Source organism: Ruegeria sp. AWH4_226, from assembly GCF_056159225.1.
This window is the reverse complement of sequence record NZ_JBSWUU010000005.1, coordinates 23876-50850: the sequence shown is the minus strand read 5'-3', so window position 1 is coordinate 50850 and position 26975 is coordinate 23876. Positions and strand designations below refer to the sequence as shown.

The window sequence follows — 26975 nt, the reverse complement described above, 5'->3', positions numbered from 1 at the left end:
GCTCAAACGCAGCGGCGGAGAACACTGAACTGGAAAGACTGACTTTCCCCCCAAGGGGTTTGGTGCAGGTGATGGCGATGCGCGACGAGTTCAAAGTGGTCTTCGAAAAGCACGGCGATATCGCTCGGACTATAGCGGGCGACCGGGAGACCACTGCAAGTCTCCGGCCCATCAAGTGCAAACGTAGCAATGATCACATGGCCGCCAATTTTTACCCCTCTCTTCACGCTTTCCAGATAGGCCGCGCGTTGCGACGTATCCACGAGAAAGTGAAAAACCGCCCTATCATGCCAGACGTCATATCTGCGATCGGGGACCCAGGAAGTTATATCTGCGGAAATCCAAGTGACTGTTTCAGCGGCGCGCCCCAACCTTTCCCGGGCCGTGTCCAACGCGACCTGCGATAGATCGAGAACTGTCACGTCATGGAGCCCCTTCGCAAGCAACGCTCCAGCAAGACGAGATGTACCTCCACCAATGTCGATGACGGATGAAGGCTTAGACACTCTGATCAACTCGATGAGTTCAAGCGATATCTCTGGATCATCCTCGTGCCAACTCAATTGGGTGTCAAACTTCTCGCCATAGACATCGTCCCAGTGCTCTCTTGTGTTAGCCGTCATGTCGTATCGTTTTCCCAAGTCATCGCCCTGGAGATATCCTCATTTTGACCGCTCCGCGCTGCGTTTTCGACTGGAGCAAAAACCAACAAGGCAACGCTTCAGACAATTCGATGCTGGTTCGTTGAATGGCCGCATGAAGTCAGCTCGGCGACATTGTAGTACACACATTCCAATAGTGAAATGTTTTAGGTGGGATTTGCTTGTCGGTCAGATTTCCACTGGGCTGCGCAAGTAGCTCCAGAATTTTGCGCAGTTTAACTGCAGTGGCGCGGGCCGGAGACACCGAAGCGTTGGCAGTTTGTGTACTGCTTGCCTGGATTGCTCTGTTCAATCAGTATAGCCGGAAGATTTTCTGAGCTTTGGGGCTTCAATCAGTCAACGAATTGATTAAAGCGCCTTTAACCGACAATGGACTGATAACTTTTGAGCAGAGCCACAGATCGTTGAAATACGATTTGGTTCTTGAGTGGCTCCTACTCCATTTCTCTTAGTTCATAGAATTTCCTACAGTCCTTGAAACGGCGAACAATCACATCATTGGTGAATAGCTGCCGCATCAACAGACTCAGTTTTTCATGATCGCGCCGATCGCATACATACCACCATCGCTTTTGACCAACATCAGTGTGACTTCGTCACCGGCGCTAATCTCACCCATCATCTGGGCATTTTCAAGAAGCTGCAAATCCATCGTCATCGCGGGCCACCCGATCTCGGGGATCGGATCATGGCTGACGTTAGCGGTTTCGTCGCCAATTGAGTTCACCAAAGCTTTTGCGTGAACCGCCCCTTCCATCTGTTCGGAAGACATGGACATGTTGGAATGGTCCATGCCCTGGTTCGTTTGCGCGATGCTGGTTGTCGTAGACACGGCCAAAAGGGCCACAATAGCAGTCAAAGTTTTCATCAGATGCTCCTGTTTCAAGGTTGTGGGTATCATTCTGCCGGAAGCGCAGGGGGCACTTCCTGGATCGTGTGGGAGATCTCTCGGTTCACGCGATTGAGCGCGAGCCGTTTCCAAATCACGAATATTGCGGGAATGACGAAAAGCGTAAGAAGGGTCGCTGTCACCATGCCCCCAATCATCGGCGCAGCGATCCGCTGCATGATTTCAGAGCCTGTACCGGTGCCGTACATGATGGGTATCAGTGCTGCAAAGATCGTGGCTACAGTCATTACCTTCGGCCGAACCCGAAGAACGGCGCCTTCGAACACCGCGTCTTCGATATCGTCACGTGTCAGCTTTCGCTGTTCCGATTGCGCCAGCCCACGACGTTTCTCCCAAGCAAGATTGAGGTACAGCAACATGACAATCGCTGTTTCCACGGCAACTCCCGCCAGCGCGATGAAGCCCACGAGCACAGCAATTGAGATATCGAAGTTAAGATACCATAAGAACCAAACCCCACCTGCCAATGCGACCGGAAGCGCCGCAAGAATTATCCCGACCTCAATCACCCGATTGAACGCCAAGAAAAGCATGAGCGTGATGATTAGCAGGGTTGCAGGAGCAACGATCGTCAGCCTGTCCTGCATTCTCTCAATGTACTCATACTGCCCCGACCAGGTCAGCGAATAACCCGGAGGCAGGTTGACCTTTTCTGCAACCACCTCTTGTGCTTCGGCCACATAGCCGCCCAGGTCGCGCCCTGCGATGTCGATGAACACGAACCCAGTTCGTCGAGCGTTCTCTGATCGTATCATTCCCGGCCCGTCAACTATTCGAATATCGGCGAGAGCGGACAGTGGCACATGAGCACCCGACGGCGTGACGACAGGAAGATTTTCGAGCCGTTCCGGGCTGTCTCGCCATGCCTGAGGGTACCGAAGGTTTATAGGAAACCTCTCCAGCCCCTCCACAGATTCCGACACTTGCATACCGCCAATTGCGGTCTGCACTACGTCCTGAACTTCTCGAACACTCATCATGTATCGGGAGGCGGCATCACGCTTGACGTCGATTTCGATGAAACGCCCGCCAACAGGTCGCTCTGCGTAGGCGGAAGCCGTCCCTTCAATATCAGCGACCGCACGTTCTACTTCGATCCCTATATCTGTAATGACCTCCAAGTCGGTGCCGGATATTTTGACACCGACAGGTGTACGGATACCGGTTGCAAGCATATCGATGCGGTTCTTGATAGGTTGGATCCAAACATTTGTGACGCCCGGAACCTGAACAATTCGATCGAGCTCATTCCGGATTTTCTCCATTGTCATGCCGGGTCGCCATTCTTTTTTCGGCTTGAGTTGGATAGTGGTCTCCACCATCGTTAGAGGTGCTGGATCGGTTGCAGTCTCCGCACGCCCAACTTTACCGTGAACAGTTTCGACTTCAGGCACGGTCGCGATCAGACGGTTGGTCTGCTGCAGTACCTCACGGGCTTTTCCCGTCGAGATCCCGGGGTAGAAGCTCGGCATGTAGAGAAAATCACCTTCGTTCAACTCGGGCATGAATTCAGAGCCAATTCTCTGGTACGGGTACCACATGGACGTCACCAGAACGCCGGCCAACAGTGTTGTTGCCCATGGCCAGGCAATTGCCGCGTCCAGAAATGGGCGGTACACGAACACGACCAAGCGATTTAGCGGATTTTTTCGCTCCGGTAGAATACGCCCCCTTACAAAGTAACCCATCAAGACCGGAACCAGCGTTATCGAAAGGATGGCGGCTGCAGCCATGGCGTAGGTTTTGGTATAAGCGAGTGGCGAGAAGAGCCTACCTTCCTGATTTTCCAGAACGAAGACAGGCAGAAAACTAACCGTGATGATCGCCAGAGAATAAAAAAGTGCTGGTCCCACCTCAGACGCGCACTCTTGCACAATCCGCCATCTGTTCTCTGCAGTGAGCTTTTCTTTTTCCAACCGCCTGTGCATCGCCTCGATCATCACAATCGATGCGTCGACCATCGCACCAATAGCGATGGCTATGCCGCCGAGCGACATGATGTTTGCGTTTACTCCTTGCGCCTTCATCAGAATAAATGCGGCAAAGATTCCCAGAGGGAGCGACAGAAGAATTACGAGGGATGACCGCAGATGAAGTAGAAAAGCCGCGCACACAAGAACAACGACGATGAATTCCTGCGTCAATTTCTTCTGGAGGTTATCGATAGCGCGCTCAATCACACCAGATCGGTCGTAGGTCGTTATGATTTCGACCCCTTCCGGCAGGTTTGAACGCAACTCTTCTATGCGCGCTTCCACCGCTTTGATCGTCGCTAATGCGTTCCCACCCCATCGCAGGATGACCACTCCGCCAACCGCGTCTCCTTGCCCGTCGAGCTCCCCGACACCACGGCGCATTTCAGGCCCCAGGCGGATTTCAGCGACGTCTCCAAGCGTCAGAGCGGCGCCGCGCTCGTTGACCATCAATGGCGCGCTTGCAAGGTCTGACAATTCATCGATGTAGCCCGATGACCTGACCATGAATTCGGCTTCACCCATCTCAATGACGCTGCCGCCCGTCTCGCGGTTGGCCGCCTGAATAGCCGTCCTCAATTGTGCAAGTGTTATGTCATAGGCACGTAGTTTGTTTGGGTCGACGACGACCTGGTACTGTTTGACCATTCCGCCGATGGTGGCGACTTCTGAGACGCCTTCCACGGCTTGTAATTCGTATTTCAGAAACCAATCCTGCAGAGTCCTGAGCTGAGCCAGATCATGATTTCCGGTTCTGTCAACCAGCGCATACTGATAAATCCACCCGACCCCAGTCGCATCTGGGCCAAGTTGTGGTGACACGCCTTCAGGCAAGCTGCCGGTAATCTGGCCCAAATATTCGAGCACACGCGACCGAGCCCAGTAGAGGTCCGTCCCGTCCTCAAAGACGACATATACAAAGCTGTCTCCAAAGAACGAGAACCCGCGAACGTCTTTTGCACCGGGTACGGCCAATAGGGCTGTCGCAAGTGGATATGTGATTTGGTTTTCGACAACTTGAGGTGCTTGCCCGGGATATGGCGTGCGAACAATTACCTGGACATCCGAAAGATCCGGGATTGCATCAACCGGCGTCTCACGAATGGCCCAAATACCCGCAACTCCTATCATGAATGCGAGGGCCAAGATGACGAACCTGTTGGCAAGAGAAGAACGAATGATGGCCGTGATCACTGCGTAACACTCCCATCAAGCGCGACCTCTAACAGCGTCATCGAAAAGTCGGGATTGCGGCGAAGGATCAAAGAAACATCAATCCCTACAGGCAAGTTAGAAACCTCAATCCCCTCCGCAACCGGGAAATCCATGGTCATGCCCGGCATGCCGATCTCAGTCATCGGACCGTGTGTTACATTCGCGGTCCGCGCGTTTGCGTCGATACTGTTAATCCGGCCAGAAACCTGAAGCGGCGGCGCAATAGGCGTTGCCTCGGCCAATACCATTGTCATGCCATCTGCACGCGCGAAAGTCAGAGTCATTTCAGAACCGACTTCGAGCATGTTAGGGTCCAATGACGGCTCTAATGGGAAATCCATGGTCATCCCCGGCATACCAATCTCAGTCATCGGCCCGTGAGTGATGCTTGCAGTTCCCGCCTCAGCATTAACGAGGTTGATCGTGCCGGTGACCACAATCGGTGGAGCAGAAGGCGTCTTGGTTTCTTCAGGTTCAACAGAATCCGTTGGCGTGGAGCCCTCTTCGCGAATTGCCACAATCGAGAACATCCCCCCTTCTCCCTCAGCCAGATCAAACTCAATTGGCATGCCGATAGGCACGGTAGTGAGATCTACTCCGACAACCGACAAATCCATTGTCATGGCCGGCCAACCGAGCTCGGGGATTGGTCCGTGCTCAAGCGTCAATTTGCCATCGGAAGTGACGGCGCGCGCAACACCAGCTCCAGTTCCGGCAATACCGTCGTCCGGCGCAAGCTCCATCAGGCTCAGAAGCCCATCCGCACCCCGCGCGATCACGAAAGCAACCGCGTCGCCAGCATTCAAACGGTCGAGCGAAACACCAGACCTAACCGGAAACTGCGAAGTCATTGCGGGCCAATCGAGGCTTTCGAGAACATCGTGACGAACAGTTGCCATACGATTTTCGGCATCGAGTGAAACCAGGGTGCCTGCCCCGCGTGCTGGTTCGGTATCCGTTGGTGCCATTCGGGTGAAACCGGCGCTCAAAGCACTTTCACTGTCGATTAGAAACTGTGCGGATGCGACAACTTCCTCACCGGGTTCAAGCCCTTGCAGAACTTCTGTTCGACCCCCCTCGCCGAAACTGTCTCGAAGACCTGTGGTCACCAGTCTCGGGCGAAAAGTACCATCGCCTGTTTTCAAGATGACGCGTTCCGCCGAACCAGTACGAATTAGCGCCTCTGATGGAACAGTGAGAACATTCCGGCTTTCATCCGGTATAAGGCTAACGCTGCCAAACATGCCCGGCCGAAGAACGCCGTCGGTGTTATCGAAACTCAGTCTGACGGGAAGAGTTCGGGTTTGCGGATCAAGCTCAGGGTAAACATAGTCGATTTCGCCTTCGAAGGTGCGACCGGGTAGGTGCTCGAACCTTGCTATTGCGCGCATGTCCTCCGACAAACGTGCAATATCTCGTTCGAAAACATCGACGATCAACCATACTTCAGAAAGATCGGTGACCGAAAACGCAAGCGTGCCTGGCTGCAGGTACATTCCATCAGCGGCATTCAGCGCTATGACAACACCGTTTTGAGGCGCCTCAATTTGCACATTTCGAACCAACTCACCGCCCGCCTCGATCTCTGCAACCTGACGTGCGGACATACCGTGGCTGATCAACTTATTGCGCGCCGCGTCCAAAATCCGCGGGTCACCGGCTTCAACTGCGCGTACAAGATCGCCGGTCGCAGCTGCGATCAATGGTGAAAAGAGTTCAAATAAAACTTGCCCCTTCTCAACCCGATCACCGACCGCGCGAACTTTCAGTTGCTCAATCCAACCTTCAACACGCGTATGAACGTGATTGGTCAGGTGTTCGTCAAAGCCGACGAAACCCACCGTCTCGATGCGAGGTTCGATATCAGTCATGCGTGCAACCGCAGTCCGCACACCAATTGCGTTGATTTCCGCAGCGCTTAGGGTGACTTCTTCAGGGTCGCCGGTAGGTTCCTGCCCAGAATAAACCGGGATCAAATCCATACCCATCGGCGATTTTCCAGGTCCAGGCTGCCGAAAATTCGGATCCATCGGTGCTACCCAATAAAGGACCTCTGGTTCGTTCGACTGGCCCTGATCAATTGGATTCAGGTACAGTCTTTCAAGAATGACACCTCCACCCAGGCCAAACGCCAAGGCAAGTACTGATAGTGCCGCATATCTTCCACGCATAATAATCTCCCGACGGTCGCATTGAATGCTGGAACCGAAACAACATGAATGCCCGCGCTTGCGGGCCTGAGGATGTCAGGAGATTTGAGGAGGACGATCGGGAGTCAGAGGTCCCTGAGACAGATGGGTTTCCGAATCCATGTTTCGGTTTTGCTGCCCGAAAGCTGTAGCCAACACAGCAACACTCACTTGGGTAGGATATTCACCAACGCAGCAGATGCCGGAATGACATTCTCCGCTGTGATTTACGTGGCTATCAGTGTGGATTTGGCCAGTCGTCGGATGCAAACCGCTATGGTCGTGTTTGAAGTCTGATGACTTTGCAGCCATTGAAACGCCGTGAGGCTCAGAGGTGCTACTGTTTTTGACGTCACTGCTCGCGACCACAACAGTGCCGACGAAGGTCATCGCCAAGCAGACGCATGTCAGAAACGTCATTCGCAACACTGAGAAGAACTTCCACTCCATCCCGTGCAGTTAGGACGAACGTAACGTGTGTTCAAGCCAGTCGGAGAAAAAAACAGGTGAGTTGGTGCGCTGCATCGAAATGAAGCTGATTCCCGCGAATACACGTAACAAACTGCCAAAATCGGAGGCAGTTCATACGATGAGCGCATCTAAGTTTGGCCGAGGTTCTTCAGGATCGGGCAGTCAGGGCGGTGGTCGCCAGCACATTCGTCGATCAGATGAGACAGTGTAGCATGCATGGCCTTCAGGTCCGCGATCTTGGCATCTATCTCTTTTAGGTTCTGTTTGGCGATATCCTTCACGTCCGCGCTTGCGCGTTCTTTGTCCTCGTACAACGCCAGTAGTGAACGGCAATCCTCAATGGTAAAGCCCAAGGAACGGGCCCGCCCGATGAAGGCCAGTTTGTGCAGTTCCTTTTCGTCGAAATGTCGATACCCGTTCAGACTGCGCCTGGGTTTGATGAATCCGATATCCTCGTAATAGCGGATGGTTTTGGCAGGCAGACCCGAACGTTCTGCTACATCTCCGATATTCACAGCGGTTCTCCTTTTCTATTCAGCAGGCGCTGATCGCAGCGCCTGCTCTTCATTCTGCGAGATCTGTTCTCGCCCAACTTTGATCGGCTTAACCCAGCGCAACCGCAGCGCGTTGGTCAGGACAAATACACTGGACAGCGCCATGGCACCTGCAGCCAGAACCGGCGACAGCAACGGGCCGCCAAACGGATAGAGCACCCCCGCTGCAACCGGTATGAGCAGCGTGTTGTAGCTGAAAGCCCAGAACAGGTTTTGTCGGATGTTACGCATGGTGCGCTGACTAATATCGAAGGCGTTGACCACGCCTGTCAGGTCGCCTGACATCAGAACGACGTCGGCCGCCTCGATGGCGATGTCAGTGCCTGTCCCGATCGCAATTCCTACGTCAGCCGCCGCCAGAGCGGGGGCATCATTGATGCCATCACCCACAAAGGCCAGTTTTCCGCCATTTGAGCGCAGATCTTGCAACGCGGATACTTTACCTTCGGGCAGAACCTCGGCCACGACATGATCGATGCCAAGCTGCGCCGCGATGGATTTGGCTGTAGCGGTATTGTCGCCGGTAATCATCGCTACTTTCAGCCCCAGTCCGTGCAAAGCTTCAATTGCGTCTGGCGTTGTGGTCTTGATTGGGTCCGCCACGGCGATGACGGCTGCGATAACTCCGTCTACGGAGGCATAAAGTGGAGTCTTTCCGTTGATTGCGAGTTCAGCGCCCCGATCAGACAACGCGCCCATTTCAACCCCTTCGCGACTCATCAGGCGGTCGGCCCCGATCAAGATTGTATGGCCTTCGACCGAGGCGCTTACCCCGTAACCGGTGATCGACGTGAAGTCTTCTGGCTTCGAAAGCTCCAGACCACGGGTTTCAGCCGCGCGCACGATGGCCGTGGCGATCGGATGTTCGGATGTGACCTCAACGGCAGCAACAAGGCGCAGAACCTCATCCTCGGCCAATCCTTCGGCCACAATAAGGTCGGTCAGCTCCGGGCGCCCTTCGGTCAAGGTCCCTGTCTTGTCTACCGCAACAACAGTGGTTTCCTGCAGCATTTGCAAGGCGTCGCCCTTTCGGAAAAGGACACCCATCTCGGCCGCACGGCCGGTGCCGACCATGATTGAGGTGGGTGTGGCCAACCCCATGGCGCAGGGGCAAGCAATGATCAGTACCGCAACCCCGGCTACCAACGCCAGGCTGAGCGCGGGATCGGGTCCGAACAACATCCAAACCAGCACAGTCACAACGGCCACAGCGATCACTACCGGCACGAACCACAGCGTGATGCGATCGACCAGGCCTTGAATCGGAAGCTTGGCCCCCTGGGCTTGTTCGACCATTTGAATGATCTGGGCCAACATAGTGTCTGCGCCGACCTTTTCAGCCCGGTACGTCAATGCGCCCGCGCCATTGACTGTTCCGCCGACCACAGTTGCGCCCTCGGTCTTTTCGGCAGGAACCGGCTCGCCGGTGATCATGCTTTCATCGACATATGACGCGCCGGTCACTACGGCACCATCCACCGCGATTTTTTCGCCCGGTCGAACGTGCACAATATCCCCTACAACGATCTGCTCGATCGGTAGCTCGACAACCGATCCGTCGCGCTCAACTCGCGCTGTTTTTGCCTGCAGACCGACCAATTTTCGGATCGCTTCACCAGTTCGCCCCTTGGCGCGCGCCTCGAGGAACCGCCCCAGCAATATGAGAACCACGATCACCGCTGCGGCCTCGTAGTAGACGTTTGCGGTGCCGGCGGGAAGAACACCCGGCGCAAAGGTGGAAACAAGCGAGAACCCATAGGCCGCCGAAGTGCCCAGGGACACCAGAGAGTTCATGTCCGGCGCGCCTTTGAACAAGGAAGGGAAGCCCTTGGTGTAGAACTGCAAACCTGGCCCAAAAAGAACGATCGTGGTCAGAAGGAATTGCAGGTAATAGCTGTTCTGGATGCCGATCGTGCTCGCTATCAGGTGGTGCATGCCCGGAATAACATGCGAGCCCATTTCAAGGATAAAGACCGGCAAAGCGAGCAAGGCGGCAAAGCTTGTTCGCCGGGCCAATTGGCGAATCTCTTTGGCTTTGCGGTCTTGTGGTTCGGTCTGCGTCGCGGATCGCAGGCTCGCCGGATAGCCAGCAGATGCCGCAAGCGCCGCGATGGCTTCGGGTGTTGTGACTCCCTCAGCATAACGTACAGTTGCACTTTCGGTGGCCAGATTGACCGACGCGGACAAGACGCCATCATCTGCTTGCAATGCCCGCTCAACGCGCCCCACGCACGATGCGCAGGACATGTTCTGAATATCCAGCGTTACCTCTTCCGTCCGTGCCGGATATCCGGCGCTGTTTAACGCATCAGCAATGGCCGCTTTATCGGCTGGATCGCGGAAATCGACCTGAACGCTTTCGCTGGCGAGATTAACCGAAGCGGCATCTACCCCTGGCACATCTTTCAACGCGCGCTCGACGCGCCCTACGCAAGAAGCGCAGCTCATACCCTGAACTTGAAACCGTGCATGTGAAATTTCAGTCATATTGTCACCACAAATGTTCTGCTGACGGGCAACATAAGGGTTCCAGCAAGTGGAAGGTCAAGTGATGGGGTTGACTTTCTTTTCCACTAATTTTGGCGATCCAATTTTCACGACTTGACCTTCCTGTGCTGGAATACTTTAGCCGGGACAACGGAAAACAGGAGCAAACATCCATGACGACCCTAAATATCCCGGATATGAGCTGCGGGCACTGCAAGTCAGCAATCGAAAAAGCCGTTGCCACGGTGGATTCCTCCGCACAGTTGGACTTTGACATGGAAAACCGCAGGGTACGTGTCTTAAGCGCCAATCCACTTGATCAAATCCTTGCTGCTCTGAAGTCCGAGGGATACGAAGCCACGGTCGCATGAGACACTTAGGGGCGCATTCTGTCGCCGCCTTGGTTTTATCTTGCGTCTCTGACTGCCTCGATTAGCCGGGTCATTTCATCTTCGGCGATCAGCCCCGGGGCAAGAGCATCTCCAATCACAAACGAGGGGGTGCCACTGAAGCCAAGCTGTCGGGCCAATTCCATGGACACCTGAATATGTGCGTCGACTTCCGGCGCCTCCATATCTGCGCGCAATTGATCCTCGTCCAGGCCGAGTTCACGGACAACTTTCAGTACACTGGCCTCAGTGGCACGACCGTTCAGAGCCATAAGCGCCCAATGAAATTCTTCATATTTTCCCTGATTACGTGAGGCAAGCGCGGCGCGTGCCGCGAAGTCGGAACCTTCTCCGAGTATGGGCCATTCTCGATAGACAACTCGTACATCGGAATCGCCTGCGATTACGTTTTTCACGACCGGGGCAGCGCGTTTGCAATATGGGCAGTTGTAGTCAAAAAACTCGACCACGGTTACATCGCCTTCCGGGTTTCCGATGACAGGCGCATTCGGATCCTGTTCCAGCAATTCACGCTGATTTTCCAAGACGCTTCCAATTGCTTCGGCTTTTGCCTGATCCTCGCGCTGTTGAAGCAGTTGAATCGCCTGCATGATGATCTCAGGGTTTTCCAAAATGGCTTCGAGAGCCAGCCGTTTTACATCGGAGTCAGACAGCTCGTCGGCGCGTGCCATAGGAATGCCAATCGACATGGCGATAGCGACTAAGCCTGCAAGTATTCGTTTCACATCAGTTTCCTTCCGTTTGTTCTGCTTCGGTGCGTTGCTCTTGCAGCTTGCGTTCCCGATCCGGCCAACTCTCCTTGATGAAGGCGAGGATGTCCCAGATATCCTGATCCGACAGAGTGTCCCCGAAGCCTGGCATGCCGCTTTTGACGTCAGCGACACCCATCTGTTTCAAAGTTTGGTCCCCGCCAAACTTTGTATAGTCGAACAACAGCTTGTCGCCGTGATGCCAGGTGTGCCCGGTTCGGTCATGCGGGGGCGCCCGCAAGACGCCATCCGGATCAGGTGTTTGCCAATCCGGCTGACCCTCCAAATCTGCCCCGTGGCATGACGCGCAGTTTTCGGCGTACAAAACTGCACCACGTGCCGAATCCGCCGATGAACTGTTCTGCGCACGCCCACCCAGGCCCCAGCCAGCGACCGCGACAATGATCACCACAGCAGCCAGTGACACCCATTTCGCCGCGCTCTTGTTCATCACGCCACGCTCAGCCAGGTCTTCATACCAGCGGCCTGATGCGACAGCATGTGGCAATGAAACAGCCAGTCCCCCGGGTTATCCGCAACGAACGCAATCTCCCGCGTTTCTATCCGGTCAACCAGGATTGTGTCCCGCAGCGGCCCCAGGCTGCCGTTCGGCAGAACTTCCTGAAAGTGCGTCCCGTGCAAGTGCATAGCGTGCGGAAAGACGGTGTCGTTCTGCATCTGAATCCGGACTATGTCGCCACGCGAAACGGCAGCAAGTGGGTTTTCAGGTAACCCGGCGACACCGTTGAATGTCCAGATCTGCCCTTCCTGGACCAATTCATTGGTGCTCATGACCCGGCCGTTAAAAGTGCCTTGACGCAGTCCGCCCATCGCCCCGCCTTCCATCACCAATGGAACTGTCAAAGCGTCAGAAACATCTTCGAGAAAAGAAGCAGGGTTGGGTGGCAGGGCTGCGATCACACCGCGGTTAGCAGATGTGCCGCTTCCCGAAACCGGAATCTCAGCGATGACAAACGATTCATCGCGTTCGTGAAGAGTTATTTGAACGGATTCGTTCGATTCCGCTGTGACATCAACAATTAAGTCTGCTCGCTGTGCAGGCCCGAAAACAAGGGTTTCAAAATCCTCTGGCTGCCTTACAGGCATGCCATCATAAGCGACCAGTTTCCCGTTTGCGCCACCTACTGAGACATACATGATCCGATCAGTTGCCACGTTGACCATTCGAATTCGCAAACGCTGGTTCGTCAAAACTTCGGTCATGGGCGATATACGTGCGTGAACGTAGTTACCCATGCGACCTGCATGGGTCCAATCATGCATTGCACCAAAATCATCTACTATTTGAGCGTCCTTACCCAACCGCCAATCATCCAGAAGGATCGTGATGTCATGGTCCGTGTCCGGCGGGTCCGTTTCGTCGACGATGAACGCGCCGTAAAGGCCCCTGGCCACTTGTTCCGTTGACTGGTTGTGAGAGTGATACCAGAAGGTCCCCGCGTCCTTCAGAGGCAAGTCATACTGAAATTCGCCGCCGGTTGGTACAGCCTCCTGCGTAAGGCCCGGCACCCCGTCCATATTGTTCGGAACCCGCAATCCGTGCCAATGGATTGCCGTAGGCTGAGGCAGTGAGTTCAGGAGTGTCCGGCGAACCGTTTCGCCCTGCCTGGCACGAATTTCGGGGCCCGGAACACCGCCATCATATCCCCATATCTCGGTTTCAGGATAGCTGTCGGGGGCAACACGTGCCAATCCTGAACGCGCCTCGATTATTCGGGGGGCGGTAGCCGCCCTCCCGATAGTCGGCACTGCGATTAGTGCCGACGTGCCTGCAACGAATTGCCTGCGATTGAGCTTCATGAGGACTTCCCTCCAAAGAAAATTTGATCTCTCACTCGATTATCCCCCGTCGTGCACATCCAGCAGATAGGTCGCCATTGCCTTCCGGTCTTCGTCTGTCAGAAAGCTGGTGCCATAGTTTACGACCTCTCCCATGGCGCCGCCGAAGACATCGCCATCAGGCATGACGCCGGTGCGCAACGCGTAGGCCAAATCATCTACCGTCCAACCACGCTTTTGCAGGGTCTCAAAGTCGATGGCCGGTGCCTTGTCACCGCCCGGCAGGGAGTCACTTCCTTTGAAGTGTTCCGTGTCCGAATTTCTTGCGCCAGCCAGGTTCCTCCCGGTGTGGCAGGCCGCACAATGCGTAGCACCTTCGACCAGTAGCCGACCCCGGTTCCACACTTCGTCATTGCCCGGCACGGGATCAGTACGGGGTGGTTCCAGAAAAGCCGCGCGCCACAGCTTCAGGCCCCATCTCTGATTGAAGGGGAACGCCATTTCCTGCTCTTTTGACGGTTCCGCTACCGGTGCAACCGTTTGCCAGGCGGCCCAGAGATCGGCGATATCCTGATCCGTGAAATTGGCATAGAACGGATAAGGAAAGGCCGGGTAGTAGGGTTGTCCGCCGGGTGACACGCCTTGACGCACAGCGCGAGCAAACTCCTCGATTGTCCAGTCACCGATCCCGTGATCGGGATCTGTGGTCAGGTTCGGTGAAAAGAGCGTGCCGAACGGGGTATCCAACTCCACCCCACCGGCCAAGGGCGCGCCCCCTTTGGCAAAATCTGTGTGGCAAGCGATACAGCCACTTGCCCTTGCCAGATAAGCCCCGCGGTTAACGTCACCCTGAATGTCGAGAGCTTGTAAGGGCTGGCCAATTGGCCAAGCCATCACGGCAACAAGTCCCGCTGACGCCGTTACGGCGGCAGCAAGGCCCAATCGGAATATCGGTCTCATGACGCATTCCTATTCCGACCGAAACTGCGTGTGACATGCCGAGCATGTCTGGCTCAGCATCATGAACACACCATCTGCCGGCATTTCAGAAAGTTGTGCCTGGTTTGGACTGCCGCCCATCATTCCGGCACCCATCATGGATGCGCCGCCCATCATGCCCGAACCATGGCCCGACCCGGACATCATCAACCCGTTGTCCGCCGCAAGCACAAGGCCTTCAGAGTAGGTTTCCAACTGCCTGGCTAACTCTGCAAATGAACCCCAATCCTGCCAGATCTCCGATTTGGCCTCCGAGGGTTTGCCATCAGATCCCTCTGGAAACAGCTTTGTCATGCTCTCGCCAGCGTGACGCCCGATTTTCTTGGCCTCGCTTCGTACCGTTTGCGCATTGTAGGGCGTTTTCCCCTGCATCATCGGCGTAAGGATCTTCATGCTGTCCTTCATCGCGGACATACCATCCATGCGTTCTTTGACGATGCCGGTTGCGCCACCATGCGCCAGGGCGGCGGCTGCGAACAGAGAAACCAGGGCAACGCCTGTGGTCAATTTTAGAATGTTCATTGTTTTGTCCTTGTCGTCTGCTTCGACGCGCCCAAGTTGAGCGCAATTCGACTGGTCAGATCAGGACACGCGGCGGCGGTGGGTCAAACGCCGCGATACCGAGAACCCGGTATTGGGCTCGAGGGATCGAGTATCTTTGTTCAGTATCTTGGGGGCCAGGCGGTGGTGGACCCATCGAAAATAGACCAACAGCGTTGCAAATCGTTCCGCCATGACAATGTCCGGGATGACCCTGCTTGACATGCTCAACGTCCGCTGAGTCCGTTTGGTCAATCACGTGCTGTGAACCACTGCCATGTGCATGAGCAGAATCGGCCGTCACAAGCAGCCCGCCAATGGTCAGCACCATTGACAGTATGATGTAACGAATTGCACTGCTCATTCGGCTCGTCACCTTCAGAAAATCCCGTTTTCCTGCTGCAGCTCTCTGATATACGCCACGATGCCTTTCACATCCGCACGGGTCAAGCCATCGACCGGCGGCATATTGCCGAACTTCCAATGGTGTGCCCGAACTCCATTCTGGACTGCCACATAAAATGACTCGTCGGAATGGTGGCTTGGTTCATAGATTTTATGCACCAAAGGTGGTGCAAGGCCTTCCAGACCCGTTGCATTCGCGCCATGGCACGCCGAGCATTTGGCGTCGAATGCCACTTTGCCGACGGCCGCAAATTCGGTTAGCTGTTCCGGCAGATTGACGTTTTCGATTGGGTCTCCTGGCTCCAGTGCTGACGTATCGGGCGGCGTCATCGAGTGACCTGTTGGTTGCTGATTTAAGTTGTAGACGAACGCGGCGGCGCCTGCGATCACTACTCCGCCGATCAAGAGTGTAAGTTTATCCATCTCTGTTCTTCACATGATTGTCAGTTCTTAGGTTCAACGCGCGCAAAATAAATCGGCCTGACCAAGGTCAGATCAGTTTTACCTGAGTGCCCACAGTGGCCAGTTCGAACAATTCCGCAATCTGCTCGTTGTACAAGCCAATGCAGCCGTTGGAGGATCTTCTCCCGATCTTGCGCGTGTCGTTGGTGCCGTGGATGCGGTAGTATTGCCAGCTCAAATAGAGCGCATGTGTCCCCAGAGGATTCTCAGGACCCGGGCCTACATAGTCAGGCCATGCTGGATTGCGCTCTTTCATTGCCGGCGTTGGTCGCCAAGATGGCCCTTCGACCTTGCGAATAACCGTGGTGTAACCCAGCCTTGTAAGGTCTTCCGTGAGCGGTACACTGGTCGGATACATCCGGTAAACGCTTTCGTCTTCTGACCAATATTGCATGACCTTGGACTGTGTATCGGACAGGATTACCCCGTTTTTTAAGGTATCAAAGTGGTCCTGCCATTTAGCAACGCGGAATGAGGAAACATTGCGGCGCGTCCCCTCAGTTGCCGTTGATTGGGCCCAAACGGCAGGTGCTGGAAAAAGCGTCGTCGCAGCTAACGCGGCAATCACTTCACGTCGCGTAACAACCTTTCTTTCTTTGCTCCGTTTCATGCCTGCCATCCCAAAGTTTATTCTTTTTTTCCGACTCAAATAGCTCGTATGCCCGGTTCCTGCGCTGGAAGGTCAACACGCAAATGACATTTCATATGGGATGCCTCGTCTGAATTGTTGTTGCCGTCGGCGCAGGAATATTTCCTTGGAAGGCGGACCCAAATCATCAAGTCATTGTGGAAAAGCAGTTTTTCTTGGACGTAATTCCAGGCTGCTTTAAGCAAAACCTGACTTTCTTGAATCAACCGAGCACAAAAAAGCAACGCTAACAATTGCTTAGTTCTTGGTGAATTGATGTGATCACCCGTCGATGCGAGGGTATCAGGTACTACAAATGACAAACACAGTGGACTAAACACCATGTGCTTCAAGAAAGCTTTCCAAGCACTGGCCGCACTTATGCTCGTCGGCGCCTGCACCGAAACAACGTCGATATCTGCAGAAAGCGAGCCCGGAACGCTTTCCCGAGTTCCTGACGCCGTTGCCCAGATCGCTGCTCCGGGCCAGGACCTGAACGCCGTTAAAATCATGCCCGAGGACGGTTGCTATTGGTATCGCTACGTGGGGCCGGTTGAAACAACCTACCTGCCACTCAGGACTATTGAAGGGCGCCCAATCTGTACGCGCGCCTGACAAGCGCCTATCAGCTGGTCGCGGTCAGAAGGCGCTCGGGAGGGTAGAGATGAGCCGTGGACCCTGGCCTGACACGATCATAAAGCCCGATGATATGTGGCATCGCCATCCTTACGCAGCCAGAACTTGCGCGACCTCCGATAGATCTTGGATAAGGCGTTCCGTGAATTCGCAGGTATGTGTCGCGACCACCTTCGAACAGATAAAACGCCCTTGATCCCAATGGGTTTGTCGGCCCACCGGGCACACCATCTGCGAATTGCGCATATTCATCAGGGTCGCGTTCAATCATTTCGGCTGTAGGAGTCCAACGCGGCCATTTGGCCTTTCGCTTGATTGTGTAGACACCGGGCTCGTAAAGATTGCCTCGGGCAATGGCTACGCCGTAACGCATTGCTGTGCCACCGTCTTCGATGAAATACAGATATCGTGCCACCGCGTCGACATGAATGTCACCCGGAATAAGTGGTCGATTGGTTTGCACACGCTGAGGCAGGAAACGTGGGTGTAACCCCCAGGGATTGGATGTTGCGGGATCAAAATTGGCTGGCGTTACTTGCGCATCCCACTCCGACCATTGCGAGGCAGCCGCCGACGTCACTCCAAGAACCGGCTGAGAGAAAATGGCGAGCGAGGCTGCAACAAAATGTCGTCTGGTCAGCATTTATAGCCCTCCTGTTGCCTGGTTAGGGCCTGGAGTTAGTATCCAGGGGATTAGACAATCCGCGACGGGGGAAGATTTGTCCATTCAATTGTTCGTTCGATACCGCTACGATCCACCCGCGAGTTTTCAAGGCATAAAGTGACTTAGGCAGCTTCGTGTTTAACCTGAACCTTCACCAAGCCTCGGGACGACAATGCCTGCTATGTTATATCCCCTGAAATCTTCCAGGTTCGGACCGCGTCTATGTACCGAGTAACGCCCTGGGAATTGCAGAACTGGTTTGTCTGCTTCAAATTCGCTTCGCGCCAAATCAGCTTGACCTTCCATCGCGGGAAGGCGCTACCAGAGGTCTCCAATCCCAATTTTGGAGCTGAACGTGAAAGAAAAGCAGACCGCAGACGCGCCGCAAGCGGCAACACCGGTTACCGGTGGCAAGATCATGAAATGGGGCATGATGTCTTGTTGCATTGTCATGGTGACGCCGATCGCTCTCTACTTTATCGCCGGCGGAATGGTTGGCGGGCTTTCTGACTCTTTGAGTCTGTTCGCACCGTTGATCCTGTGCGTTGGAGCACATTTCTTGTTGCACAAGGCGATGGGAAAATCCTGCCATTCGACCAACTCGGAATCGGATCGGCCGAAGGCAACCGACGTCCCCGTGGGGCCGAACACGGTACCCCGGCAATAATCTTCAATCATGAAGTTTCGGTACTCAAGGTCGATCGCCGTGTCGCTGGCCGCTCTTTCGCTGGCGGCCTGCGCACCACGCCCTAAACTATGCCCGTTGCAACCGCCGCAGCCTGAATACGCACTGCCCCAAGGTTGCCGGGTTCAGTGGGAGGGCGCGAATGGCGGGGCCTATTTCATCTGCGAAGACGGGCGCGAAGGTTTCGTGAGCTGATCGTGGGGATGTGACATTCCGGCTCGTTGACCCTCCAGCGCTGGAATCTGGCAGAGACGGGTGCAAAACAACCGATGGCAACGCGCAATGGCAAGAACACTCCTAAATTTATGTATTATGATCTTGGGGTTAATCTTTGGCCAGACTTCCGCCGGGACAAGCCTTGCAGCTACATCCCAAGCGTATGAATCAGAGCCCCTGGTCGCACACATAATTACCGCGCAGGACGGGATCGCGCCTGACGTCAAGACGATCACTGCAGGACTGCATCTGAAACTGGGCGAAGATTGGAAAACCTACTGGAAGTCGCCTGGTGAGGTGGGAATTCCGCCCAAGATCACTTGGAACGGCTCGCAAAACGTCAGCGACGTACAGTTTCACTGGCCCGCGCCGATCCGTTTTCGCGCCTTCGGGATCGAGAATTTCGGGTACAAGGACGAAGTGGTCTTTCCGCTGACCGTCACACTCGAGAACCCCGGAGCGCCAGTTGACTTGAAGGCCGCTGTGACAACGCTGATCTGTTCCGATATCTGTGTGCCGGTCGAGTTTTCGCTGGACTTGTCGCTGACTCAGGGAACGGGTCGGGATCAGGACTCGGCCCGGCTTATAAATGCCTTTCTGTCGCGGGTGCCAACCACGGGAAACACAAGCGGAATGAAGTCCGATGCCGCGACCCTGGATACCGTGTCCGAGATGCTGACGCTGAATTTCACCAGCGACCTGCCCTTTGATGCGCCTGATGTCTTTCCCGACATGGGACGTGATACCGCGTTTGGTGCACCCGACATCCGGCTCGCTGGCGACAGGCGTCAGCTATGGGTGCAGTTCCCGGTCCTCGCTCTGGCACAGGACCCCCCCTCCTTGTCCGTCACGGTTACCGACACCAACCGCGTGGCCGAGTTTTCGCCCCGTACCGACTCTCCCCCTACCCCGCCACCATATGAGATCGCGGCCGCCGAAACTTCAGCCAGCGCGCTGGTCTGGATCATTTTGCTGGCGGTGGGTGGCGGGTTGATTCTGAATGTCATGCCCTGCGTACTGCCAGTGCTTTCGATCAAGCTTTCCTCGGCGGTAAAGGCTCGCGACCGCTCTGCGGCTCAGATTCGCGCCGGGTTCCTGGCTTCGGCAGCCGGAATCCTGACATTCATGTGGCTGTTGGCGGCTATCACCATTGCGGCGCGGTCGCTGGGCTATTCCGTCGGCTGGGGCATCCAGTTCCAGAATCCGCTTTTCCTTGCGGTGATGATCGTGGTGCTGGCGGTTTTTGCAGCCAGCCTCGCGGGCCTGTTCGAGATCACGCTGCCGCAGTCGCTGAACACCCGGCTGGCCCATGTCGAAAAGGGCCGCGTGTCGCTGGTCGGGGATTTCCTGACCGGAACTTTTTCAGCAGTTCTGGCGACGCCCTGCTCGGCCCCCTTCCTCGGCACGGCGGTGGCCTTTGCCTTGACCGGCCGACCGGTGGATATCGTGGCGATCTTCACCGCAATGGGGGTCGGGCTGGCCATTCCTTACTTGCTGGTTGCAGTGCACCCGAAACTCACCACCGCTCTGCCTAAACCGGGGCGTTGGATGGTGGGATTAAAATGGGCCCTGTCGGCGGCACTGCTAACCACGATCGGCTGGTTGGTCTGGGTGATGATCGGGGTGGCCGGAGACACTGCTGCAACTGCTACCGTGCTGGCTGCAACTGTTCTGGTCCTATTGATCTGGAAAAGTACGACGATGCCACCCGTTTTGCGCTGGACAGCCCTGTTGCTGACGCTGACCGCAGCGTTTGCCGCACCGGTTGCGATTGCCGGCAAAGACCGGTCCAGGCTGCTTGAGGCAGCCGGAGAGATTCCATGGATTACCTTCAGCCGCTCCGAAATCGCCCGCCTTGTGTCGCGCGGCGAGGTGGTTTTCGTCGATGTCACAGCCGACTGGTGTCTGACCTGCAAGGCCAACAAAGCGCTGGTGCTGGAACGCGGCGAGGTTCTGGCAACACTGCAATCGGACAAAGCAATTCCGATGCAGGCCGACTGGACCCGCCCCGACGATGTGATCGCCCGTTTCCTTGACGACAATGGACGGTTCGGGATCCCCTTCAACATCGTCTACGGCCCGTCGGCCCCCGAAGGCATCGCCCTGCCAGAGATATTGACCACGAACGCCATTCTCGACGCGATGGAACAGGCCGCGCCGATTGCGGGCGGAGCCGTGGAAAGCGGATCCTGACCCCGGAGTTCACATATCCCGGACGCGGTTGCTCTGCTGCGCTAAACGCATGGTCTCGTGCTCTTCCATATCCAGTAGCGCCTGAAGGAGTTCGCGTGCATCGGGTATCTCGGCACGCCCGTGCAAATACCGATATAAGTCGATCACCTGATTGTGAAGATCGAAGACCGCTTCGCAGATCTCATCGACGCTCATCTGTGCGAACGGCCTGTCGCAGGCGCGATGTGGGTCGATCGGCTCATTGCCCAAATAGTCATATACCCAGGTGTTGAGCGCTTTGGGATCGGCTCGTTTCACGAAACCATCGACGATTTTCTCCAGAGCAGCCTCATGATCGGCGAAGTAGGTAAGCAACATCCTGGCCAACTCCTGCTCTGACTGTGTCGAACAGTGGGCCAAACATTCGGCGAGCCAATGATGCATTTCCCGCGTCCAGACAATTAGATCAGAAAACGTTTCAACTTTCATGGTCTCAACCTCCTAAAGATCGGCATGCGATAGCCTAAACCGGAATTTTCCAGATGGCTCACTGGGCATCAGCGCGAAGTCGGCGCCGGCCCGATCCACGCCGGGCTGCGGGAATCAACCCCCCAGTTCCAGCAATGCCCGGTCGATTGCCACCTTGCGCGGATCCCCCTGCGGCAGGTCATCCGCCAGATCCCTTGCCCTGCCATAGGCGTTCCGGGCGCCGTCGGTCTCGCCCAGCACCGAATAGGCGTTGCCCAGCCGCATCCAGCCGTCCAGATCGCCTGGGTTTTCCTGCATCCGGCTCGCAAGCCGTTCTACCATCGAGCGGATGAAGGCCTGCCGGTCTTCGTCTGACATCTCCTCGGCCGCCGCCACCTGATCGGCAGTTGGGCCGGGCATGGAAGGGGCAAAAGCCGCCAGATTCACCGGAGCCCGTCCGATCGACGGGGCGATGCGGTTAAGCTGGGCCACAAAACTCTCCATCCATGGCCGGAACTCCTCTTCGGCGTCCATCCGCGTCTTCAGTAGGTCATAGGCCTTATCAGGCGATCCAGCCTGCTCCAGACCAACGGCTTTGTAGAATGTCGCTGCTGGGTTCGATGGGTCCAGTTCCAAGGCTCGTTCAAACGCCCGATCGGCCTTGGGCGTAACGACACCGTCATCGGCATAGACCAACGCCTCGCCATATTGCGACACCAGCGCTGAATTCGCATTGGGTCGGTCCAGCAACCCCTCGAACGCGTCTGCGGCATCTCCAAAGCGTCCCATCCGCATATAGGTCTGAGCCAACAACACCCATCCCTCGGTTGGCCCGCCGGTTTCATCCGCCTCAAGCCGCGACTTCAGGTGCACGGCAAGGTCGGCGATTTCACGGGCTTCGGCCTGCTCCCCCTCGCGTTGGGCAAATGGCTGGCTCGGGATGTAGGGACTACCCAGTTGCCAATAAAGACCGGCTCCGAGCGCTGGAACTACCAGCGCGGCAAGTAAAATCAGCGCACGCCCGGAATGGCCCATTATCGCTTTGTCGTCCGATTGCCGGTCAATCGCCTTCAGGCGACGTTCTATCTCGGCTCTGGCGGCCTTGGCCTCTTCGGCTGAGATAATTCCTCGTTCCAGGTCCTTCTCCACTTCGCCGATCTGGTCGGAAAAGATGGCAGAGGCGCTTTCGCGTCTCGACAAGTCCGAGGTCTTGCGCCCCAGGCCGGAGAGGGCGAGCGTCAGAAACACCGCCACGGCCATGAATGAAAAGATAATCCAGATCATGCGTGCGGCTCCGTGAGTGAATGGTTTTCGGGATTCCGTTCTTCGCTCGCGCCGCGTTCCGTCTCTTGTTTTCGCGACTTCCGATATCGGCGCGCATTTTGGGTCAATACCGCTGCAGTCGCGATACCACCCAGCCCCAGGATGACGATAGGCGCAACCCACAGAATGTAAGTTGATGGCTTCCATGGCGGGTTGAACAGAACATAGTCGCCATAACGCGCAACCAGAAAGTCCATAACCTGCTGGTCCGTGTCGCCTGCCACCAGCCGTTCGCGCACAAGCAGACGAAGGTCGCGCGCCACGCCAGCGTTAGAACTGTCGATGTCTTGGTTCTGGCACACCACGCATCGCACCTGTTTCGAAATCGCCCGGGCCCGCTCTTCCAATACCGGATCTGCAAGTATCTCGTCGGGCTCAACCGCGAATGCCGGCTGCGACACCAGCATCGCCAGAGTGACCGCGGTAATTACAATGCGACGTATCATGACGCCTCTCCTCCGGCCGCCCGCGCCTGATCCAGCGCGGTGCGCATCTTTGAAATTGCCTCGCCGCCCAGCACCGGGCCGACAAAACGGAATACGACCTTGCCCGCGCCATCAATCACAAAGGTCTCCGGCACGCCGGAAATCCCCCATTCGATCCCGGCTCGGCCGTCCAGGTCGGAACCGATGCGCTCATAAGGGTTGCCCAGATCGTCGAGCCATTTCCGCGCGTCCTGCGGCTTGTCTTTGTAGTTAATGCCCATCAGGCGAATGCCCTCATCGCGTACCATACGCGTCAGCACCGCATGTTCGGCCCGGCAGGGCACGCACCAGGACGCAAACACGTTGACCACGATCGGAGCTGACCCGTCATTTTCCACCAGATCGGTACTGGACAGCCCGTGGGTATCCAGCCCTTCGACCGGCGGCAAGTCGAACTCAGGCACCGGCTGCGAGATCAATACAGACGGGATTTCGTTTGGATCGCGATCGGGATTCAGTCCCCATAGCAGGAAGGCACCCAGGATGCCGGCAATCGTAATTGGGAACAGTGCAAATAGACGTTTCATTGCCCTACTCCGCCGCCACCGGAACGGAGCTCTGCCCAGTCCGCTTTCGTGGTGCACCGACGCGTAGACGCCGATCGGAGAGTGACAAGACACCACCAAATGCTAACAATCCTGAACCTATCCAGATCCAGACCACCAATGGCTCATACAAGATACGCAGGGTCCATTTGCTCTGTTCTGATTCCGCCGCCGGTTCCGATATCGAGGCGTAAAGGTCCCCTGCCAACGTCGTTCGAATTGCCGACTCGGTCGTACTGGTACCCGCCACGAGATAGGCCCTGCGCTCGGGTTGAAGCGTGGTGACATAAGCGCCATCGCGAAATACCGTCAGTGTGGCCGCGCGAGACAGATAGTTCGGACCGCGAAGCTGTTCCACACCGTCAAAACGCACGTCGAACCCTGCTATCTCAATCTGTGTTCCGGGCTCGGCAAAAGTCACGACCTCGGATTTCCAAGCGCTGGACCCGATAAAGCCGATCATACAGACAGCCAACCCCGCATGGGCCACGACCATGCCGTAATGAGAACGCGGTAGGCTGCGGGCCCGACGCTGGGACTCGGCCAACGGTGCCTCACCCAGCTTAATTCGGCTGGCCCACTCTGTCAGCACAGCGCCCAGCAACCAAACCGCAAGGCCGATCGACACTACCGCCAAGGCTGGGCCGCCGGTATCCAGATACCACACAAGCAACGCTACGAGCAGGCTAACCCCGGCCACCCATTTGAGCCGGGACAGAACACCGCGCAAATCCGCCCGCTTCCATGACAACAGCGGCCCAATCCCCATTACAACGACTAAAACCAGCATGATCGGCACGAAACTGGCGTTGTAATAAGGTGGTCCAACCGAAATCTTTTCACCTGTCACAGCCTCAAGCAAAAGCGGATAAAGCGTACCGAATAGAACCGTCGCCGTTGCGGTGGCCAGCAGCAGGTTGTTAATAAGCAAACCGGCCTCGCGGCTGATCGGGGCAAAAAGACCGCCGCCCTCCATCTCCGGTGCGCGTATGGCAAACAGCGTCAATGAACCACCGATCGCGACAGCCAACAGCGCCAAGATGTAAATGCCGCGTTCGGGATCGACCGAAAACGCATGGACCGATGTAAGCAAGCCTGAGCGGACAATGAATGTCCCCAACAAGGACAACGAGAAGGTCAAAACGGCCAGTAGGATCGTCCAACTTTTGAAGCTGCCGCGCTTTTCGGTCACAATGGCCGAATGGAACAGCGCTGTGCCAGCAAGCCAGGGCATAAACGAGACATTCTCGACCGGATCCCAGAACCACCAGCCGCCCCAACCCAGTTCGTAATAGGCCCACCAGCTGCCCAGAACGATACCAAGTGTCAGAAACACCCAGGCCGCCAATGTCCAGGGTCGGACCCACCGCGCCCATGCCGGATCGACCCGCCCCTCAATCAGGGCAGCCACGGCGAAAGAAAATACGATAGAGAAGCCGACGTAACCCAGGTATAGGAACGGCGGGTGCATAGCCAGGCCGACATCCTGCAACAGCGGATTTAAATCCTGACCATCCAGCGGTGCCGGAAACACCCGGTCAAACGGGTTCGAGGTGAACAGCATGAATGACAGGAACCCCGCGCTGATCCAGGCCTGCACTGCCAGAGTGCGCGCCTTGAGTTTCAGTGGGATGTTCCAAGCCAACAGAGACACACCCAGCCCGAAAATCACCAATATCAGAATCCACAACAGCAGCGACCCTTCGTGGCTACCCCAGGTCGCAGCCACCTTGAAAAGCATCGGTTTCAGCGAATGAGAATTGCTGGCCACATTTAGCACAGTGAAATCGCTGACCACGAAGGACCACATCAGAGCGGCGAAGGCGATAGCAACCAGCGCTGTCAGCAGGACCGAGGTCGCAGATGCCGATCGCATCCACATGACATTGTTCCGTGCTGCTCCAATCAAGGGAAATACGCTTTGCACCAAGGACACGGCCAGGGCAAGCGCCAGGGCGAACTGCCCGATTTCCGGTATCATTCCAATCCCTCCGGATTTCCGGTTTTGCGGCCTTGTCCGACAATCCAGCGCTGGAGGGTCAAGCGCATTATTGCCGCACCCCCTTCGGCTGATGCATGCTTGACGAGCGCAAATCTGGCCGGCGGCCTTGACCTTCCAGCGCTGGAGACCCCCACCATTTCGACTTCACCGATGGACGTACCGAACACTTTGTTTTCAGGGCAGGGACTCAGGAAACAAACGAACACGAGGGCATCATGACACGGAGCAACAGCAAGATTACGTGCGTCTGGCAACGCCTCCAGGCTGTAATACTGGCTGGGGGGCTGAGCCTTGGGTCAACTGCCATGGCCCAACCGGAAACCCGTCCGGCTGACAACGTGGCGATGAACCCGCAAGCCTCCAGCAACATGTCAGGTATGGGAAGCATGTCCAGGATGATGCGCCCCGACGCGGTGCCGCCAACGGGTGTCGTTGGCGGTATGCATCCACCCGAGGGTGTTTTGATGCCTGTGTTCTCTTACATGAACATGGAGATGGACGGAAATCGTACCGGAACGCAGTCGCTGTCTACCTCGAACGTTCTGTCGCAGTATCCGATCGCGCCGCTCAGCATGAGCATGAACATGGCGATGGTCGGCCTGATGTACGGTGTGACCGACGAGATCTCGGTGATGGCGATGCTGCCCTATACCCGCAAGACGATGAAGCACCAGACCCGCATGGGCCAGACCTTTGAGACCAGGGCACAGGGGTTTGGCGATCTGAAGATCATCGGCGGATATGATATCTACAAATCCGACGGGCAGGTGCTGGAACTATCTCTTGGCCTCAGTCTGCCGACTGGCTCGATAGACGAGACCGACACCACGCCAGCTGGGCCGGACCAGCTGCTGCCCTACCCCATGCAACTGGGTTCAGGCACCTACGACCTGCTGCCGGGCGTCACCTATACGGGCCAGAACGCGGATTGGTCTTGGGGCGCCCAGCTGGCCGCCATGATCCGGATGGGTGAGAATGATGCCGGTTACACCTTGGGTGACGTCTATTCAGCAACAGTTTGGGGTGCACGGCGCTGGAATGACCAGTTCAGCTCCTCGTTGCGGGTGGTCGGCGACATCGTGGAAAACATTGACGGGTCGGATGCGCGCCTGAACCCAGGCATGGTGCCCACCGCTGATCCGACCCTGCGCGGCGGCCAGTTTCTGAGTATCGGAATCGGAGTGAATTACCTTGTGCCGGGGTCGGGCGTTTTGGCGGGCACGCGCCTGGGTATCGAGGGCGTGATCCCTGTGTATCAAGATCTGGATGGGCCCCAGCTTGAACGCGATTACGCAGTCTCCTTCGCGATACGCAGGGCGTTCTGA

General features: G+C 56.2%; 26 protein-coding genes. 6 read left to right on the top strand and 20 right to left on the bottom strand.

Translation table 11 applies throughout. The features are described from left to right. Positions 1-2: 2 nt before the first annotated feature. The 6 genes from ACXAET_RS21845 to ACXAET_RS21820 all read right to left on the bottom strand — a co-directional run bounded on the left by ACXAET_RS21845 (position 3) and on the right by ACXAET_RS21820 (position 10461). Positions 3-623, bottom strand: coding sequence for a class I SAM-dependent methyltransferase (locus ACXAET_RS21845; protein ID WP_170634705.1), 621 nt, complete (start codon positions 621-623; stop codon positions 3-5). 565 nt (positions 624-1188) lie between these two features. Continuing rightward, positions 1189-1530, bottom strand: coding sequence for a copper-binding protein (locus ACXAET_RS21840; RefSeq protein WP_209251489.1), 342 nt, complete (start codon positions 1528-1530; stop codon positions 1189-1191). A 29-nt stretch (positions 1531-1559) separates the two neighbouring features. Beyond that, entirely contained in the window at positions 1560-4739 is a 3180-nt protein-coding gene (locus ACXAET_RS21835; RefSeq protein WP_209251487.1) for an efflux RND transporter permease subunit, read from the bottom strand. Continuing rightward, a complete protein-coding gene (locus ACXAET_RS21830) occupies positions 4736-6931 on the bottom strand; it encodes an efflux RND transporter periplasmic adaptor subunit (RefSeq protein WP_170634709.1) in 2196 nt (731 codons plus the stop codon). Before ACXAET_RS21830 ends, ACXAET_RS21835 begins: the two co-directional genes overlap by 4 nt. A 617-nt stretch (positions 6932-7548) precedes the next feature. Next, entirely contained in the window at positions 7549-7935 is a 387-nt protein-coding gene (gene cueR, locus ACXAET_RS21825) for a Cu(I)-responsive transcriptional regulator (RefSeq protein WP_152460772.1), read from the bottom strand. 15 nt (positions 7936-7950) lie between these two features. Continuing rightward, complete coding sequence (locus ACXAET_RS21820) at positions 7951-10461, bottom strand: heavy metal translocating P-type ATPase (RefSeq protein ID WP_170634712.1); 2511 nt, start codon at positions 10459-10461, stop codon at positions 7951-7953. Between the two features lie 173 nt (positions 10462-10634). Here ACXAET_RS21820 and ACXAET_RS21815 point away from each other — a divergent pair, with 173 nt between their 5' ends. Then, a complete protein-coding gene (locus ACXAET_RS21815; protein ID WP_170634714.1) occupies positions 10635-10832 on the top strand; it encodes a heavy-metal-associated domain-containing protein in 198 nt (65 codons plus the stop codon). A gap of 35 nt (positions 10833-10867) precedes the next feature. On the opposite strand, the gene ACXAET_RS21810 is transcribed toward ACXAET_RS21815, so the two are convergent. From ACXAET_RS21810 to ACXAET_RS21775, 8 genes are all read right to left on the bottom strand, one after another. Then, positions 10868-11596, bottom strand: a complete 729-nt coding sequence (locus ACXAET_RS21810) for a DsbA family protein (RefSeq protein WP_475190680.1) — start codon at positions 11594-11596, stop codon at positions 10868-10870. Between the two features lies 1 nt (position 11597). After that, positions 11598-12071, bottom strand: coding sequence for a c-type cytochrome (locus ACXAET_RS21805; protein ID WP_170634716.1), 474 nt, complete (start codon positions 12069-12071; stop codon positions 11598-11600). After that, complete coding sequence (locus ACXAET_RS21800; RefSeq protein ID WP_170634718.1) at positions 12071-13441, bottom strand: multicopper oxidase family protein; 1371 nt, start codon at positions 13439-13441, stop codon at positions 12071-12073. The genes ACXAET_RS21805 and ACXAET_RS21800 overlap by 1 nt, the downstream gene beginning before the upstream one ends. A gap of 39 nt (positions 13442-13480) precedes the next feature. After that, positions 13481-14380 carry a c-type cytochrome gene (locus tag ACXAET_RS21795; RefSeq protein WP_050605716.1) on the bottom strand — a complete coding sequence of 300 codons (900 nt, stop codon included), beginning with the start codon at positions 14378-14380 and terminating at the stop codon, positions 13481-13483. Positions 14381-14389: 9 nt separating this feature from the next. Next, positions 14390-14941 carry a c-type cytochrome gene (locus tag ACXAET_RS21790; RefSeq protein ID WP_170634721.1) on the bottom strand — a complete coding sequence of 184 codons (552 nt, stop codon included), beginning with the start codon at positions 14939-14941 and terminating at the stop codon, positions 14390-14392. 60 nt (positions 14942-15001) lie between these two features. After that, complete coding sequence (locus ACXAET_RS21785; RefSeq protein ID WP_152460779.1) at positions 15002-15184, bottom strand: hypothetical protein; 183 nt, start codon at positions 15182-15184, stop codon at positions 15002-15004. 153 nt (positions 15185-15337) lie between these two features. Continuing rightward, a complete protein-coding gene (locus ACXAET_RS21780) occupies positions 15338-15787 on the bottom strand; it encodes a c-type cytochrome (protein ID WP_170634722.1) in 450 nt (149 codons plus the stop codon). Between the two features lie 67 nt (positions 15788-15854). After that, entirely contained in the window at positions 15855-16445 is a 591-nt protein-coding gene (locus ACXAET_RS21775; RefSeq protein WP_170634724.1) for a L,D-transpeptidase, read from the bottom strand. Positions 16446-16796: 351 nt separating this feature from the next. Here ACXAET_RS21775 and ACXAET_RS21770 point away from each other — a divergent pair, with 351 nt between their 5' ends. Next, the gene (locus ACXAET_RS21770) at positions 16797-17069 is read left to right on the top strand and encodes a hypothetical protein (RefSeq protein WP_152460782.1); all 273 of its coding nucleotides are present in this window, start codon (positions 16797-16799) and stop codon (positions 17067-17069) included. 10 nt (positions 17070-17079) lie between these two features. Here ACXAET_RS21770 and ACXAET_RS21765 read toward each other — a convergent pair whose 3' ends face one another. Continuing rightward, positions 17080-17733 (bottom strand): L,D-transpeptidase, encoded by a 654-nt coding sequence (locus tag ACXAET_RS21765; protein WP_170634726.1) that lies wholly within the window; start codon positions 17731-17733, stop codon positions 17080-17082. 376 nt (positions 17734-18109) lie between these two features. On the opposite strand from ACXAET_RS21765, the gene ACXAET_RS21760 reads away from it, so the two are divergent. The 3 genes from ACXAET_RS21760 (at position 18110) to ACXAET_RS21750 (ending at position 20848) form a co-directional block, all read left to right on the top strand. Beyond that, a complete protein-coding gene (locus ACXAET_RS21760) occupies positions 18110-18421 on the top strand; it encodes a DUF2933 domain-containing protein (RefSeq protein ID WP_267362933.1) in 312 nt (103 codons plus the stop codon). A 9-nt stretch (positions 18422-18430) separates the two neighbouring features. Beyond that, complete coding sequence (locus ACXAET_RS21755) at positions 18431-18634, top strand: hypothetical protein (RefSeq protein ID WP_475190658.1); 204 nt, start codon at positions 18431-18433, stop codon at positions 18632-18634. Positions 18635-18751: 117 nt separating this feature from the next. Then, on the top strand, positions 18752-20848 hold the full coding sequence (locus ACXAET_RS21750; protein ID WP_170634728.1) for a protein-disulfide reductase DsbD family protein: 2097 nt from the start codon (positions 18752-18754) through the stop codon (positions 20846-20848). A 9-nt stretch (positions 20849-20857) separates the two neighbouring features. On the opposite strand, the gene ACXAET_RS21745 is transcribed toward ACXAET_RS21750, so the two are convergent. From ACXAET_RS21745 to ACXAET_RS21725, 5 genes are all read right to left on the bottom strand, one after another. Beyond that, complete coding sequence (locus ACXAET_RS21745) at positions 20858-21316, bottom strand: ATPase (protein ID WP_170634730.1); 459 nt, start codon at positions 21314-21316, stop codon at positions 20858-20860. 114 nt (positions 21317-21430) lie between these two features. Further along, the gene (ccmI, locus tag ACXAET_RS21740; RefSeq protein ID WP_170634732.1) at positions 21431-22579 is read right to left on the bottom strand and encodes a c-type cytochrome biogenesis protein CcmI; all 1149 of its coding nucleotides are present in this window, start codon (positions 22577-22579) and stop codon (positions 21431-21433) included. After that, positions 22576-23064, bottom strand: coding sequence for a cytochrome c-type biogenesis protein (locus ACXAET_RS21735; protein ID WP_170417876.1), 489 nt, complete (start codon positions 23062-23064; stop codon positions 22576-22578). Before ACXAET_RS21735 ends, ccmI begins: the two co-directional genes overlap by 4 nt. After that, positions 23061-23630 (bottom strand): DsbE family thiol:disulfide interchange protein, encoded by a 570-nt coding sequence (locus ACXAET_RS21730; RefSeq protein WP_170634734.1) that lies wholly within the window; start codon positions 23628-23630, stop codon positions 23061-23063. Before ACXAET_RS21730 ends, ACXAET_RS21735 begins: the two co-directional genes overlap by 4 nt. Before the next feature lie 4 nt (positions 23631-23634). Continuing rightward, positions 23635-25629: a heme lyase CcmF/NrfE family subunit gene (locus ACXAET_RS21725; RefSeq protein WP_170634736.1), complete on the bottom strand. Its 1995-nt coding sequence runs from the start codon at positions 25627-25629 to the stop codon at positions 23635-23637. A gap of 236 nt (positions 25630-25865) precedes the next feature. Between ACXAET_RS21725 and ACXAET_RS21720 the strand changes: the two genes are divergently transcribed. Continuing rightward, on the top strand, positions 25866-26975 hold the full coding sequence (locus tag ACXAET_RS21720; protein ID WP_267362930.1) for a transporter: 1110 nt from the start codon (positions 25866-25868) through the stop codon (positions 26973-26975).